Below are 13714 nucleotides of genomic sequence, written 5' to 3' on the forward strand. Positions count from 1 at the left end.
GTCCGAAGCGGGTCGCCCGCGACCTACCCGCGGCTGTCGGCGTAGCGGCGCAGTGTGTCGATCTGCGACGGATCCAGCGAGGGCCGCACCACCGTCTTGGCGGCCAGCACATCGGCGGCGGTGACGTCGGCCGCGTGTACGTCCCGGCGCATCGCCGCGAGCGCGGACTCGCGCAGCAGCGCGGCGCAGTCGGCGGCGGAGTAGCCGTCCAGTTCCTCCGCGAGCGCGTCGAGGTCGACATCGTCGGCCAGCGGCACCGCGCGGCCCGCGGTGCGCAGGATCTCCCGGCGGGCGGCGGCATCCGGCGGCGGCACGAACACCAGCCGTTCGAGCCTGCCCGGGCGCAGCAGCGCCGGATCGATCAGCTCCGGCCGGTTGGTCGCGCCCAGCACCACCACGTCTCGCAGCGGCTCCACGCCGTCGAGTTCGGTGAGCAGCGCCGCGACCACCCGATCGCCCACGCCCGCGTCGGCGCTCTGGCCGCGGCGCGGGGCCAGCGCGTCCACCTCATCGAGGAAGATCAGCGAGGGTGCGGAATCCCGGGCGCGCTGGAACAATTCGCGCACCGCGCGCTCCGACGAGCCGACCCACCGATCCAGCAGTTCGGCGCCCTTGACCGCGTGCACGCTGAGCTGACCGGTACCGGCCAGCGCGCGCACCAGGAAGGTCTTGCCGCAGCCGGGCGGGCCGTAGAGCAGCACCCCGCGCGGCGGCTCGATGCCGAGGCGGGCGAAGGAGTCCGGGTGCTTCAGCGGCCACAGCACCGCTTCGGTGAGCGCCTGCTTGGTTTCCGCCATATCGCCGACGTCATCGAGGCTCAGGCTGCCGATGGCGAGTTCCTCCATGCCCGAGCGGGACAGCGGCCGGATGACCTCGAGCGCGCCGAGCAGGTCGGATTGGGTGAGTTGCGGCTCGCCGTGCTCTCTGGCCCGCGACGCCGCGCGCAACGCCGCCTCCCGGCACAGCGCCGCCAGATCGGACACCACGAATCCGGGTGTGCGCGAGGCGATCTCGTCGAGTTCCAGCTCCGCGGTCGGCACCCGGCGCAGCAGGTACTCCAGCAGCGCCTTGCGCACGCCCGCGGTGGGCAACGGCAGCGCGAGTTCGCGATCGCACAGGTCGGGGGCGCGCAGGCGCTGGTCGACGCCTGCCGGGTGCGCGGTGGTCGCCAGGAACGCGACGCAGGGACCCGCGATCGCGGCGCGCAGCTGGTCGAGGATGAGTGTGGCGACGGGTTCGGGGTCGGCGGGCAGCAGCGCGTCGATGTCGGTGATCAGCAGGACGCCGCCCCTGCCGCAGCCGATATCGGCCACCGCCTCGGCGACCTCGCGCAGTCGCGCACCGCTCTCGGCCGCGCCGATGCTGGGGCCGTCCAGCTCCACCAGTCGCCGCGATCCCGCGACCGCACGTGCCAGCGTGGCTTTGCCGACGCCGGCCGGGCCGGTGATCAGCACGCCGAGATGAGGTCGTGCGCCCAGCGTGCGCAACAGCTCGGGCTCGTCCAACGCCAGGCTGAGCCACTCCTCGAGCTTCGCGGCCTGGCTGCGCCCGCCCGCCAGGACTTCGACCGAGACGCTCTGCATGTCGACGGCCGCCGTGGCCCGGACCATCGCGGCGCCGTTGTTACCCGCGGCCGTGTCGAACGCGGCGGCTTCGGTGGCGGCCCGCGAGGCCTCGCCCACCGGGATCGGGGTTCCGGCCCAGGCCAGATCGGCGGCGTCCCGCGCGGCGACCGCGCCCGCGCCCCAGCTCACCGCGGTATTCGGTTGCACGCTCACCGGCCCGCGCGGATCGGTGCCGGTGACGGTGAGCAATTCCGTGGTCCAGGCGATGCCGAAGGTGCGCGACAGTGCCTGGGTGGCCGCCGTGGAGCTGATGTCGGGGCCGAGATCGCGCGGCAGCAGGGAGACGGCGTCACCGACGGTGACGACCTTCCCCAGCAGCGCCTGCCGCAGTGTCGCGGCCGGGATCGTGCGGGTGGCGTGCACCGAACCGCTCACCGTGATCTGTCTCGCGCCGTAGACGGTCGCGGGGGAGACCACCACCGTCGCATCCTCGCGCAGCCCGGCGTTGGACAGCGTGACGTCATCGAGCAGGGCTACCCCGGCGGGCGTGCCCTGGCGCGCGACGCCGACCACCGCGGCCGTGCGCCGGGAGCCGACCAGCATGATCCCGTCCCATTCCCGCAACCCCAGCGCGGTCAGCGCCTCCGGATGCAGCCGGACCACCCCGCGCCGGGCATCGGCGGCCGAAGGGTTCAGACGGGCGGTGAGTGCCAGTTCTGCCACTGTGCCATTCTGCCGCGCGGCCCCGCGTTCGGTCACGGTCCGCCGTCCGGGAATGGTGGACGACGACGCTTTCGGCTATTTCTTGACGAGTCCCGCGGCGGTCGCGACCGACTTGTCGGCGACGCTCGGCGCCAGGCACACCAGTTTGGCCGTGCCGAGCGCGACGTTCGGGCTGCCGTCGAACGGGCCGCCCGGGTTCTCCGCCAGGATCTGCTCGATCAGGACCTTCTCTTCGTCGGTGTCGAGCTTGCGGAACTCACCGCAGGTGGTGCTCGACGCCGGACCGAGCGCCGGGTCGCGCTGCTTCGTCGTGGCGGGGGCGTCCGTATCCGCCGGGCCGCTCGGCGTCGCGGTGCCGGGAGCGGTCGTCGTGCGGGCGGCCGAGGCGGCCGCGGTCGCGGTCACGGAGCCCTGGCGCAATCCGTTCGCGTCGGTGGACTCGTCCCCTCCGCCGCAGCCTGCCAGCAGGAAACCCACCGTCCCGGCGATCAGGACGATGGCGGAAGTTCGTTTCATACCGATGCTTTCCCGGGTGGATCGTGGCGCCGGAGGCCCCGGCGTCGGCAGCAGCGTACCGGTTCCGGCGGCATCAGTGGATGTGTGCCTGCCAATCCGAGGGAACCCGCTCGCGCGGGCCGGGGACGCCCTGATCGGCGGGATGACTGTGCGGTGGCGCCAATTCCGGTCCGCCGCTGAACATCTCTTCGGTTTCGAAGTTGTAGTACCAGTCCTCACCCGGCTCGAAGCTCTGGATGAACGGGTGACCGGTGCTCTTCGCGTGCGCGGTGGCGTGCTGCGCGGGGGAGGTGTCACAGCAGCCGATATGCCCGCACTGGGCGCACCGGCGCAGATGCACCCACCAGCCGGAGTGCTGCTCGCACTCCGCGCAACCCGGCCCACTGGGCGGTACCGCGGGATCGATGCCCGCGAGCTGCTCGGTCATGACTGCCCTTCCGTGTCGATTCCGGCTCGATCCTGTTCTGGGCGGTGCAGCGGCAGCCAGACGGTGAACCTGGTGTCGCCCGGCTCCGAGTCCACCCTGATGTCGCCGTTGTGTTTCTTGACCACGATGCGGAACGAGATGTCCAGCCCCAGTCCGGTGCCCTCGCCCATCGGCTTGGTAGTGAAGAACGGCTCGAAGATCCGGTTGCGGGCCTCCGGCGCGATGCCAGGCCCGGTGTCGCCGATCTCCACGACCGCGCAGTCGTTCTCTTTCCTGGTGCGAATGGTCAGCGTGCCCTCACCGTTCATCGCGTACACCGCGTTGTCGATGAGATTGGTCCACACCTGGTTGAGTTCGGCCGCGTAGCACGGCACTTCCGGCAGCGTCCGGTCGTACTCCTTGACCACGTGCACGCCGTCGCCGATCTTGCGGCCGAGCATCACCAAGGTGCTGTCCAGCAGCTCGTGGATGTCGACCACCTGGAACGGGGCGCGGTCCATCTGCGAGTACTGCTTCGCGGCGCCCACCAGCGCGGAGATGCGCGTCGTCGAGTCGGCGATCTCGTTCATCAGCAGCTCGGTCTCGATGGTGTAGTTCAGCCAGCGGATGGCCCCTTGGAACACCTGCTCCGGCGAGCCGTCCAGGGTGGCGGCCACCCGCTCCAGCCAGTCGGTGTCGAACCCGGCCTGCACGAAGTTCGGCGCGAGGTTCCAGCCGTCGGCGATCCCGTGGTCCTCCAGCCATTCGCCGAGCACGTCCTCGCGATCGGCGGCTTCCATCGGCGTCAGCTCCGGAGCCTTCGCGACCTGGGCGGCGGCCTCCTCCTGCAGGCGCACCAAGGAACCCAAGGACGACGGATCGAACTTGCCCTCCGCCATCATGGCGAGCTTGTGCCGCATGCCCGCGACCCGCTCGCGCAGGCCCGCGGTGGCGCGCACCGCGGCGGCGGCCGGGTTGTTGAGCTCGTGGGTGAGGCCGGCCGACAGCGAACCCAGCGCGAGCAGTCGTTCGCGCTCACCGATGCGCGCGTTGGTGTTGCGGTTGCCGAAGAACACCCCTTCGAGCAGGTGCACGGCCATCGGGAACCACTCGTGCATCATCCTGGCGAAGATCTCGGCGTCCAGCACGAAGAACCGCGCAGGCCGCGTCACCTGCATCGTCCCGCTGTAGGTCTGGTCGACCTTGTCGCCGATGTAGGACATCCAAGCGCCCGCGTAGGCGCCGTGATGCTCGGTGCGTACCAATTCGATCTCCGCGCCGCCGGACTGCTTGGTGAGGATCAGCTCGCCATCCATCAACACGTAGAAACAGGTGGCCGGTTCGCCTTCGCGGAAGACGACACCGGGTTCGATCGTCTCGATCCGGCCGTCGGCGCACAGCCATTCGAGCTGCTCGTCGTTCAGCTTCTCGAACAGGAACAGGGTGCGCAGCTCGGCGGGGTCGCACACCGACCTGCTGCTGCGGTCCGCGGTCTGGTTCGAAGTCATCTGCGGCCTCCTGGTTACGCGAGATAGCGGTGCACGAGCATGACGGCCATGGCGCCCTCGCCGACGGCGGAGGCGACGCGCTTGGCCGACTCGGCGTGCACGTCGCCCGCCACGAACACGCCGGGCACGCTGGTTTCGAGGTGATGCGGTGGCCGGGATAGCTCCCAGCCCGCGGGGCGCGCGCTCTCGACCATCAGGTCGGGCCCGGCGAGCACGTAACCTGCGTCGTCACGGATGACGACGCCGTCGAGCCAATCGGTCTGCGGCGCCGCGCCGATGAACAGGAACAGCCGCTCCGCGTCGGCCTTCTCCTCGGCGCCGGACTTGTTGTTGCGCAGCACGATCTGCTGGAGGTGATCGTCACCGTCGGCGGCGATCACCTCGGTGTTGGTGTGCACCTCGATGTTCGCGATCTGCGCGATCTGCTGGATGAGGTAGTGCGACATGGACTGTTCCAGCGAATCGGCCCGGACCACCAGGTGCACGGTGTGCGCGTTGCGGGACAGGAACACCGCGGCCTGGCCGGCGGAGTTCGCCCCGCCGACGATGTAGACCTCGTGGTCGGCGCACTCGGACGCTTCGGTCATCGCCGATCCGTAGTAGACGCCGCGCCCGGTGAAGTCGTCGACGCCCGGCGCCGGGTGGCGGCGGTAGTCGACGCCGGTCGCGATGATCACGGTGTGCGCGCACAGTCTGCCGCCGTCGGCGAACCGCACGGTGCGCGCGGACCCGTTCACCTCCAGCCCCACCACCTCGCGCGTGGTGATCACTTCGGCGCCGAATTTCGCCGCCTGCCGCCGGGCCCGGTCGGCCAGCTGCGCCCCGGACAAACCGTCGGGGAAGCCGAGGTAGTTCTCGATGCGCGAACTCTGCCCCGCTTGTCCGCCGGTGGCGGTCCGCTCCACGAGCACGGTGCGCAGACCCTCGGACGCGCCGTAGACCGCCGCACCGAGACCGGCGGGACCGCCGCCCACCACGATCAGGTCGTAGAACTCGCCCGCCGGGTCGACGGTCAGGCCGACGTTCTGGGCCAGTTCGCTGTCGGTGGGCTGCACGAGCGCGTCGCCCGCGGAAGTGATCACCACCGGACAGCGCTCCGGGTCGGCGCCCGCCGCTTCCAGCAGGCGCGCGCCCTCCGGCTCGTCGGCCAGGTACCACCGGTAGGGGAGCTGGTTGCGGGCGAGGAATTCCCGCACCTGCGACGACCGCGGCGACCAGCGATTGCCGACCACCTTGGTCTCGGTGACGGGCCGATGCTCGCTGCTGCGCCAGGCGTCGAGCAGCCCGTCGAGCACGGGATAGAGCTTCTCCTCCGGCGGGTCCCACGGTTTGAGCAGATAGTGGTCGAGGTCGATGACGTTGATCGCGTCGATCGCGGCATTGGTGTCGGCGTAGGCGGTCAGCAGCACGCGGCGCGCGTAGGGGTGCAGGTCCATCGCCTGCTCGAGGAATTCGATGCCGTCCATGCCCGGCATCCGATAGTCGGCGATCAACACGGCGACCGGCTGCCCGCGCAGCTTCATCTCACGCAGCGCGTCCAGGGCCTGCGGACCCGATTCCGCGCGCAGAATCCGGTAATCGGCGCCGTAGCGGCGGCGCAGGTCGCGGACGACCGCCCGGGAGACGCCCGGGTCGTCGTCGACGCTCAGGATGGCCGGTTTCGTGGCAGCGGGTGAAGTCACCTGTCGAGTATGGAGCCTCGCGGCGCGGTCTGTCGTGGGCGTTCGCCGAGGGCTCAGAGCCGATGGTGCAAGACGAAATCGAGCTCACGCGGGGTGAGCAGACGCTCCAGACGTTCTTCCTGCGCGGCCCCGCGAACACTACGTGGCGGAAAGACCGACGCGCCGTGCGCTTTTCGTCCGTCCACCGGCTCGATGGCGGGAAGCAGCGGAACCGGGTCCGCCGGTCGACGATGGAGCAGGGAGCGCAGTTTCACGGCCGATTCACCTCACGTTGGGACGCCGAAATGTTGGAGGCGGTGTCTGTGCTTCATGTATCTGTTATTGTGCGCCGATCATTACACCGGCCGGTGCGCGAGTAGCGAAAATGTGACGCAACTGTCGGCGCGTTTAAAATGTGCGCGACTCGTCACATCGCGTTCGGACGGATGGTCGTCGGTCCGTCGCTCGTATCTCGGAGGCAGCGTTGCCGAAAAATCTCGAAGCCAGCATCGACATCTCCGCGCCCCCGGAGCAGGTGTGGGCGGTGATCTCCGATCTGAAGCGGATGCGGGAGTTCAGTCCGCAGTGCGTGCGCATGGTGCCGCTCGGCTCGCTCGCGCCGGGCACCTGGACGTTGAACCTCAATCGCGACGGCAAGAAATTCTGGCCGACCACGTCCCGCATCGTGCGGTTCGAGCCGAACCAGGCGTTCGCGTTCCGGATCACCGAGAACCGGACGGTGTGGAGCTACACCTTGGAGCCGACCGAGTCCGGCACGCGGCTGATCGAGCGGCGGGACGTGCCCAACGGAACCACCTGGTTCTCCCGCAAGGCGATCGAGGCCGCGCTCGGCGGCGAGATCCCGTTCGAGGAGGCGTTGGTGCGCGGCATGAATGAGACGCTGGGCAAGGTCAAGGCGGCGGTCGAAGCCGGCGCCTGAGCGCGGGGCGCCGCGCGCGGTGCTCGCCGCGGCCGGTGCACGAGATGTCGTGACCCGGCCGCGGCGAGTGGGAGCGGTTACTTCCAGTTCGGCAGGTTCACGACCTGAGCGGCGTAGGACAGGCCCGCGCCGAACGCGATGAGCAGCGCCGTGTCGCCCGGCTTCGACTCACCCTTGCGCAGCAACGCCTCCATGGCCAGCGGGATCGAGGCGGCCGAGGTGTTGCCCGCCTCCTCGATGTCGTTGGCGAGCGCGCAGTGCTCGGGCAGCTTCAGCACCCTGGCCATGATCTCGATGATCCGGCCGTTGGCTTGGTGCGGGATCATCGCGTCCAGGTCCTCGGGAGACAGGCCCGCGCGGTCGATGGCGTCGCGGCACACCTTCTCCAGCGAGTGCGCGGCCCACCGGAACACCGCGGTGCCCTCCATGGCCAGATAGGGCCGCACCGCGTCCAGGCCCTTCTCGTCGATCTCGTGGAAGAACTCCATCCAGTCCTTGTCCTGCCGGATGGCGTGGTGCTGGGTGCCGTCCGAGCCCCATACGGTGGGGCCGATGCCCGGCTCGTCGGAGGGGCCGACGATCACCGCGCCCGCGCCGTCGGCGAAGAGGAAGGCGGTGGAACGGTCCTTCGGGTTGACCGTGTTCGTCAGCTTCTCCACGCCGATCACGAGGACGTGCGAAGCGGTGCCCGCCCGGACCAGATCCGACGCCAGCGCGATCGAGTGGCAAAAGCCCGCGCACCCGGCCGAGACGTCGAAGGCGGCGGAGCCGTTCATGCCGAGTTCGGTGGCGATGCGCGGGGCGGCGGCCGGCGTCAGCAACAGGTGGGTGGATGTAGCAACGATCACGCAATCGACTTGGTCGACCGCGATACCGGAGGATTCCAGCGCGCCGCGCGCGGCCGCGACGCTCATGCTCTGGATCGTCTCCGACTCGTCGGCGAACCGGCGGGTTCTGATTCCCGACCTGGTCCTGATCCACTCGTCGCTGGAGTTGATCGGGCCGGCCACCTCGTCGTTGGTGACCACTCGAGCAGGGCGGTAAACGCCGAGCCCGAGGATCGCCGTGTGCTCAGCGCCGGTGGTCTGGGCGATTCGAGCAGCCATCTGCGTCTCCTATGTACCTGCGGCGACGCCGCCGGGGGTGCCCCGAAGCATCGAAATCGGTCCCTCATCAGCCACTGTCCATTGGCGAACAGACATGAGGCTTCCTCATATTAGCTTGAAAGTCGCTCATCTGCCGCGCGTATTCCGACAATCGGTGGGTATCACGTCGAAGCACGCCACTGCTGCACGAGGCGTGGCCCAACTGAATGCGAGGACACCATGCTCGGTCTCGGGATTATCGGATGGATCATCATCGGCGGTCTTGCCGGATGGATCGCGAGCAAGTTCATGAAGACGGACGCCCAACAGGGCATCTTGCTCAATATTGTCGTCGGGGTGGTCGGCGGTCTGCTCGGTGGGTTCCTGCTGAAGCTGCTCGGAGTCGACGTCGAGGGTGGCGGCCTTTGGTTCAGCTTCTTCACCTGTCTGGGCGGTGCCATCATCCTGTTGTTCCTGGTTCGACTGGTCACCGGCGCCCGAGTCAGGTCCTGACCCCGCGTGCCACAGGCTCCTTTCCCGTAAGGTGTGAACGCTTGCGCCGGTCCTATCGTCGGTATGGCGCAAACCGTCTGCATCGAGCACGAAAGAGGAGCCTGTGGCCCGCCGTCCCACCCCGCCCGGCACGCCTGAACGCACCGGAGTCGGCCACGTCGTCGATCTGGTCCGCAACGCGATCCCTCCGTTGCATCCCGCCGGGCTTCCGTTCGTCGCCGCACCCTTGGCGGTCGCCGTGGTCGGCGGCAAGCGCAAATGGGTGCGGCGCACCGGACTCTTCGCCGCCGCGGCCTGTGCGACCTTCTTCCGTCACCCGCGTCGCGTGCCGCCGAACCGGCCGGGCGTCGTGGTCGCCCCGGCGGATGGCGAGATCGCCTTGGTCGACACGGCCGCTCCCCCCGCCGAGCTGGGTCTCGGCGACGCGCCGCTGCCGCGCGTGAGCATCTTCCTGTCCGTGCTGGACGTCCACGTGCAGCGCACACCGGTCTCCGGCGTCGTGCGCACCGTGCTGCACCAGCCCGGCCAATTCCGCTCCGCCGACCTGCCCGAGGCGAGCTCGGTGAACGAGCGCAACAGCATGGTGCTCCAGACGCCGGAGGGCGACCAGGTCGTCGTGGTGCAGATCGCCGGGCTGCTCGCGCGCCGGATCGTCTGCGACGCCCAGGTCGGCGACGTGCTGACCATCGCCGACACCTACGGCCTGATCCGCTTCGGCTCGCGGGTCGACACCTACTTCCCGGCGGGCACCGAACTGCTCGTGCAGCCCGGCCAGCGCACCATCGGCGGCGAGACAGTGCTCGCCGTGCTCGGCACATCCGCTGACGCGTGATGGAAGCGGCGGTATCCACCCAGCGGCGCAGGCGGCGGTCCGTCCGCCTGCTGCCGAGCATCGTCACCATCCTGGCGCTGTGCGCCGGGCTGTCGGCGGTGAAGTTCGGCCTCGACGGCAAACTCGGTATCGCGCTGGCCATGATCGGCGCGGCGGCCGTGCTGGACACCCTCGACGGCAGGCTGGCCAGAATGCTCGACGCAACCACGAAGATGGGCGCCGAGCTCGACTCGTTGTCGGATGCCATCTCCTTCGGCGTCGCCCCCGCGTTGGTGCTGTACGTGACCCTGCTCAGCAGCAACAGCGTCGGCTGGATCGTCGCGCTGCTGTTCGCCGTCAGCATCGTGCTGCGCCTGGCCCGGTTCAACACCCTGATGGACGACGACACCCGGCCGGATTGGTCGCGGGAGTACTTCGTCGGTGTGCCCGCTCCGGCGGGCGCGCTCATCGCGATGGTGCCGGTGGCCCTGTTCGTGCAGTTCGGCGACGGCTGGTGGGTCGGCTTCTACGAGGTCGCGGCGTGGACGGTGTTCTCGGCCGCGCTGTGCGTCAGCACCATCCCGACGCTGGCCATGAAATCGGTGTCGGTGGCGCCGCAGGCCGCGGCCGGGCTGCTGGTGCTGGTCGCGCTCGCCGCCGCGGCGCTGGTCACGTATCCGATCGTGCTGCTGCTGGTGCTGGTCGCGTTATATCTGGGCCACATCCCGTTCGCCTGGCATTCCCAGCGCTGGGTGGCCGCGCGTCCGGAGACCTGGACGCACAAACCCGCCGAGCGGCGTGCGCAACGACGGGCGGACCGGCGGCTGCCAGGCATCCGTCGTCCGGCGATTCCGCGTCCGACCATCCCGCGTCCGGCGATCCGTGGCTCGGCCCGGCTGCGGCTGCGCCGACCTGGGGCGAAGCAACGCCAGAACGGTGATGGGCCGCCGCGCGCCGAGCTCTAGCGGCGGCTTCCGGAGCGGCCGCTTCCACTTCGCCGTGCCAATGCGCCGTGTCGCCGGATCGGCGCATCGGCACCTCCGCGCGCTGCGCTGGGAGCGGTACGGTCATGTCCGTCGGGCGGGTGGAGGAAGGTGCGTATGGAGCCGGACGGTTTGCGGGAATTCGAGGGGCATCGACCGCGCTTGTTCGCGCTCGCCTATCGGATGCTCGGCTCGGCAGGTGAGGCCGAGGACGCGGTGCAGGAGACCTATCTGCGCTGGGACGGCGCCGACCGCGGCGGTATCCGCTCCGCCGAGGCCTGGCTGACCACGGCGCTGGTGAATCTGTGCCGCACCTGGCTCGTTTCGGCGCGGGCCCGGCGGGAGAGCTACGTCGGGCCGTGGCTGCCCGAACCGGTGCCGACCGCGCGAGGCGAGCTCGGACCGCTGGAGACCGTCGAGGAGCGCGAACAGGTCTCGCTCGCGCTGCTGACCGCGCTGGAGCGGCTGACCCCGCTCGAACGCGCGGTCTTTGTCTTGCGCGAGGCGTTCGGATACGCGCACCGCGAGATCGCCGACATGCTCGATATCACCGAGACGAACTCGCAGCAGATCTTCCGCAGGGCGGGCCTGCGGGTACGAGAGGACCGCCCCCGCTTCGGTATCACGCCCGACCATGCCCGCGAGTTGGTCGAGCGGTTCCTGAAGGCGGCGCGCGACGGCGACGTCGCGTCGCTGGAGCGGATGCTCGCCGCCGACGTGAGCGCGACGGCCGACGGCGGCGGCAAGGTGAACGCGGCGCGCCGTCCCGTGCGAGGTGCGGCGCAGGTGGCGCGGTACCTCGTCGGGCTCATGCGCTGGGAGGTGCCCGGCATGCGGCTGGTCGTGGAGGAGGTCAACGGCGCGCCCGCCGCGGTCGCACGGGTGAACGGTGCGCCACTGCTCGTGGTCGCGGTGGACGTGGCCGACGGTGCGGTCACCGCGCTGCGGTTGATCGTGAATCCGGACAAGCTCGCCTATTTCGCCGGGGCGAGCGGGTCGGCGGGCGCGGTGGACACAATGCCGGACCGGCTTCGCCGTCCGCTGTGACGCGCTTCACGGCACCGGTCTGTCAGGGATCGGGGCCCTGTCCGGTCTGAGTGTTGATGGCCGATCGAAAGGAGCCTCAGCAATGACCGGACAGCATCGGATCGTCGTTCTCGGCGCGGGGTACGCGGGACTGGCGGCGGCCCGCAGGCTCGCTCGCACGGCGCGGGACGCTCGGATCACCGTGGTGGACGCGCACGCGTTCTTCGTCGAGCGGGTACGGCTGCATCAGCAGGCGGCCGGGCAGCGGATCGCGGCATGGGATCTGCGGGAATCGCTGGAAAGCAAGGGCATCGCCTTCGTGCAAGCCCTGGCGACGGAGATCGATACGGTCGCGCGTCGGGTGGTGCTCGACACTGCGCCCGCACTCGATTACGACACTTTGATCTACGCCCTTGGTAGCGTCGCCGATCTCGCGAGCGTCCCCGGCGTCGCCGAACACGCCTTTTCGGTCGCCACGCAGGAAGACGTGCGCGGTCTGGCCGTGGCGGGCGGACCGGTGGCGATCGTCGGCGCCGGAGCCACCGGCATCGAGCTGGCGGCGGAACTGGCCGAATCGCATCCGGAGTCCCGGGTGGTGCTGCTCGGATCGGAGGAGCCGGGCGCCTGGCTGTCGGCGCGGGCGCAGGCGCACATCACGCGGACGCTCGAGCGACTCGGAGTCGAGATCCGGTCCGGCGCCAAGGTGATCGAGGTGACAGCCGAAGGGCCGCGCTTGGCCGACGGCTCACTGGTTGCGGCCGCCGCGACGGTGTGGACCACCGGTTTCCGGGTGCCCGACCTCGCCGCCCGCTCCGGTCTGGCGGTGGATCCCGACGGTCGGGTGCTCACCGACGCCACGTTGCGTTCGGTGTCGCACCCGGACGTTTTCGCCGCAGGTGACGCCGCCGTGGTCGCAGGGCCCGGCGGACGCGAACTGCGCATGGCGTGTGCCACGGCGCTGCCGACCGGCAAGCACGCGGCGGACTCCGCCGTCGCCCTGATGCGTGGTCGTGAGCCGAAGGAGCTGCGGTTCCGCTATGTGCTCCAGTGCCTCAGCCTGGGTCGCGGAGACGGGGTCGTCCAAGCGGTGCGCGCCGACGACGCACCGGCCAGGACGGTGCTGACCGGGCGCACGGCCGCGTGGGTGAAGGAACGCATCGTGCGCGGCGCGGCCTGGTCTGCGCGCCCGTGAGTCGCATCGTCAACTAACGGTTGACGATGGGTCATCGTCAACTTATGGTTGACGCATGACCGAACAATTCCGCCTCGACGACCTGATCGACGGCATCAAGAAAGCCCGTCCCGACAATGTGCTCGAACAGCTGTCCGATGCCGTCGTCGTGGCGAATCACCTGGGTGAAGTGGCCGACCACCTGATCGGCCACTTCGTTGACCAGGCCCGGCGCTCCGGCGCCTCGTGGACCGATATCGGCGCAAGCATGGGCGTCACCAAGCAGGCCGCGCAGAAGCGGTTCGTGCCCAAGGTGCCCGATCCGGCCGCCGCGGCGGCCATGGACCCGAACGCGGGCTTCGCCCGTTTCACCCCGCGAGCGCGGGCGGTCGTGATGGCGGCGCAGGAGGCCGCGCGTACCGCGGGCAATCGGGAGATCTCCCTCGGGCACATGGTGCTGGGGTTGCTCACCGAACCCCAAGGTCTCGCGGTGCACGAACTCGTCCACCAGGGCGTGTCCGTCGACGTGATCGCCGCCGCCGCTTCCGCGTCGTTGCCGCAGGCCGAGGGGGACATCCCCGCGCTGATCCCGTTCGGCGCGGAGGCCAAGAAGGTCCTGGAACTCACCTTCCGTGAGGCGCTTCGGCTGGGGCACAACTACATCGGCACCGAGCACATGCTGCTGGCGCTGCTGGAACAGGAGAACGGCGCCGGTCTGCTCAGTGATCTCGGCGTCGACAAGGCGAGCGCCGAAGCGCATCTGGGCGAGCTGCTCGCGGTTATCAAGACCGAGAAGTCCTGATTCC

14 protein-coding genes are annotated in these 13714 nt (G+C 69.8%); 7 read left to right on the forward strand and 7 right to left on the reverse strand.

Going from position 1 to position 13714, the window contains the following annotated elements; all coding sequences use genetic code 11:
• Window positions 1–23: 23 nt before the first annotated feature.
• The 6 genes from ABZW96_RS05735 to ABZW96_RS05760 all read right to left on the reverse strand — a co-directional run bounded on the left by ABZW96_RS05735 (window position 24) and on the right by ABZW96_RS05760 (window position 6654).
• Window positions 24–2288, reverse strand: a complete 2265-nt coding sequence (locus ABZW96_RS05735; RefSeq protein WP_355071677.1) for an AAA family ATPase — start codon at window positions 2286–2288, stop codon at window positions 24–26.
• A 75-nt stretch (window positions 2289–2363) separates the two neighbouring features.
• Complete coding sequence (locus tag ABZW96_RS05740) at window positions 2364–2804, reverse strand: hypothetical protein (RefSeq protein ID WP_355071679.1); 441 nt, start codon at window positions 2802–2804, stop codon at window positions 2364–2366.
• A 73-nt stretch (window positions 2805–2877) separates the two neighbouring features.
• Window positions 2878–3231, reverse strand: coding sequence for a UBP-type zinc finger domain-containing protein (locus ABZW96_RS05745; RefSeq protein ID WP_355071680.1), 354 nt, complete (start codon window positions 3229–3231; stop codon window positions 2878–2880).
• Entirely contained in the window at window positions 3228–4718 is a 1491-nt protein-coding gene (locus tag ABZW96_RS05750) for an ATP-binding protein (protein WP_355071681.1), read from the reverse strand. Before ABZW96_RS05750 ends, ABZW96_RS05745 begins: the two co-directional genes overlap by 4 nt.
• A gap of 14 nt (window positions 4719–4732) precedes the next feature.
• The gene (locus ABZW96_RS05755) at window positions 4733–6400 is read right to left on the reverse strand and encodes an FAD-dependent oxidoreductase (RefSeq protein ID WP_355071683.1); all 1668 of its coding nucleotides are present in this window, start codon (window positions 6398–6400) and stop codon (window positions 4733–4735) included.
• 53 nt (window positions 6401–6453) lie between these two features.
• Window positions 6454–6654, reverse strand: a complete 201-nt coding sequence (locus tag ABZW96_RS05760; protein WP_355071685.1) for a hypothetical protein — start codon at window positions 6652–6654, stop codon at window positions 6454–6456.
• Between the two features lie 209 nt (window positions 6655–6863).
• Here ABZW96_RS05760 and ABZW96_RS05765 point away from each other — a divergent pair, with 209 nt between their 5' ends.
• Window positions 6864–7319 (forward strand): SRPBCC family protein, encoded by a 456-nt coding sequence (locus ABZW96_RS05765; protein WP_355071686.1) that lies wholly within the window; start codon window positions 6864–6866, stop codon window positions 7317–7319.
• A gap of 77 nt (window positions 7320–7396) precedes the next feature.
• Here ABZW96_RS05765 and ABZW96_RS05770 read toward each other — a convergent pair whose 3' ends face one another.
• A complete protein-coding gene (locus tag ABZW96_RS05770; RefSeq protein WP_355071688.1) occupies window positions 7397–8425 on the reverse strand; it encodes a beta-ketoacyl-ACP synthase III in 1029 nt (342 codons plus the stop codon).
• 219 nt (window positions 8426–8644) lie between these two features.
• On the opposite strand from ABZW96_RS05770, the gene ABZW96_RS05775 reads away from it, so the two are divergent.
• The 6 genes from ABZW96_RS05775 to ABZW96_RS05800 all read left to right on the forward strand — a co-directional run bounded on the left by ABZW96_RS05775 (window position 8645) and on the right by ABZW96_RS05800 (window position 13710).
• Window positions 8645–8917, forward strand: coding sequence for a GlsB/YeaQ/YmgE family stress response membrane protein (locus tag ABZW96_RS05775; RefSeq protein WP_355071690.1), 273 nt, complete (start codon window positions 8645–8647; stop codon window positions 8915–8917).
• A gap of 103 nt (window positions 8918–9020) precedes the next feature.
• A complete protein-coding gene (locus tag ABZW96_RS05780) occupies window positions 9021–9749 on the forward strand; it encodes a phosphatidylserine decarboxylase (protein ID WP_355071692.1) in 729 nt (242 codons plus the stop codon).
• Window positions 9749–10693 carry a phosphatidylcholine/phosphatidylserine synthase gene (locus ABZW96_RS05785; RefSeq protein ID WP_355071694.1) on the forward strand — a complete coding sequence of 315 codons (945 nt, stop codon included), beginning with the start codon at window positions 9749–9751 and terminating at the stop codon, window positions 10691–10693. Before ABZW96_RS05780 ends, ABZW96_RS05785 begins: the two co-directional genes overlap by 1 nt.
• Before the next feature lie 135 nt (window positions 10694–10828).
• A complete protein-coding gene (locus ABZW96_RS05790) occupies window positions 10829–11758 on the forward strand; it encodes an RNA polymerase sigma-70 factor (protein ID WP_355071696.1) in 930 nt (309 codons plus the stop codon).
• 82 nt (window positions 11759–11840) lie between these two features.
• Complete coding sequence (locus ABZW96_RS05795; RefSeq protein WP_355071697.1) at window positions 11841–12929, forward strand: FAD-dependent oxidoreductase; 1089 nt, start codon at window positions 11841–11843, stop codon at window positions 12927–12929.
• A 55-nt stretch (window positions 12930–12984) separates the two neighbouring features.
• A complete protein-coding gene (locus ABZW96_RS05800; RefSeq protein WP_355071699.1) occupies window positions 12985–13710 on the forward strand; it encodes a Clp protease N-terminal domain-containing protein in 726 nt (241 codons plus the stop codon).
• The last annotated feature ends 4 nt before the right edge of the window (window positions 13711–13714 follow it).

This window comes from Nocardia sp. NPDC004168 (assembly GCF_040610355.1).
Lineage (GTDB): Bacteria > Actinomycetota > Actinomycetes > Mycobacteriales > Mycobacteriaceae > Nocardia > Nocardia sichangensis.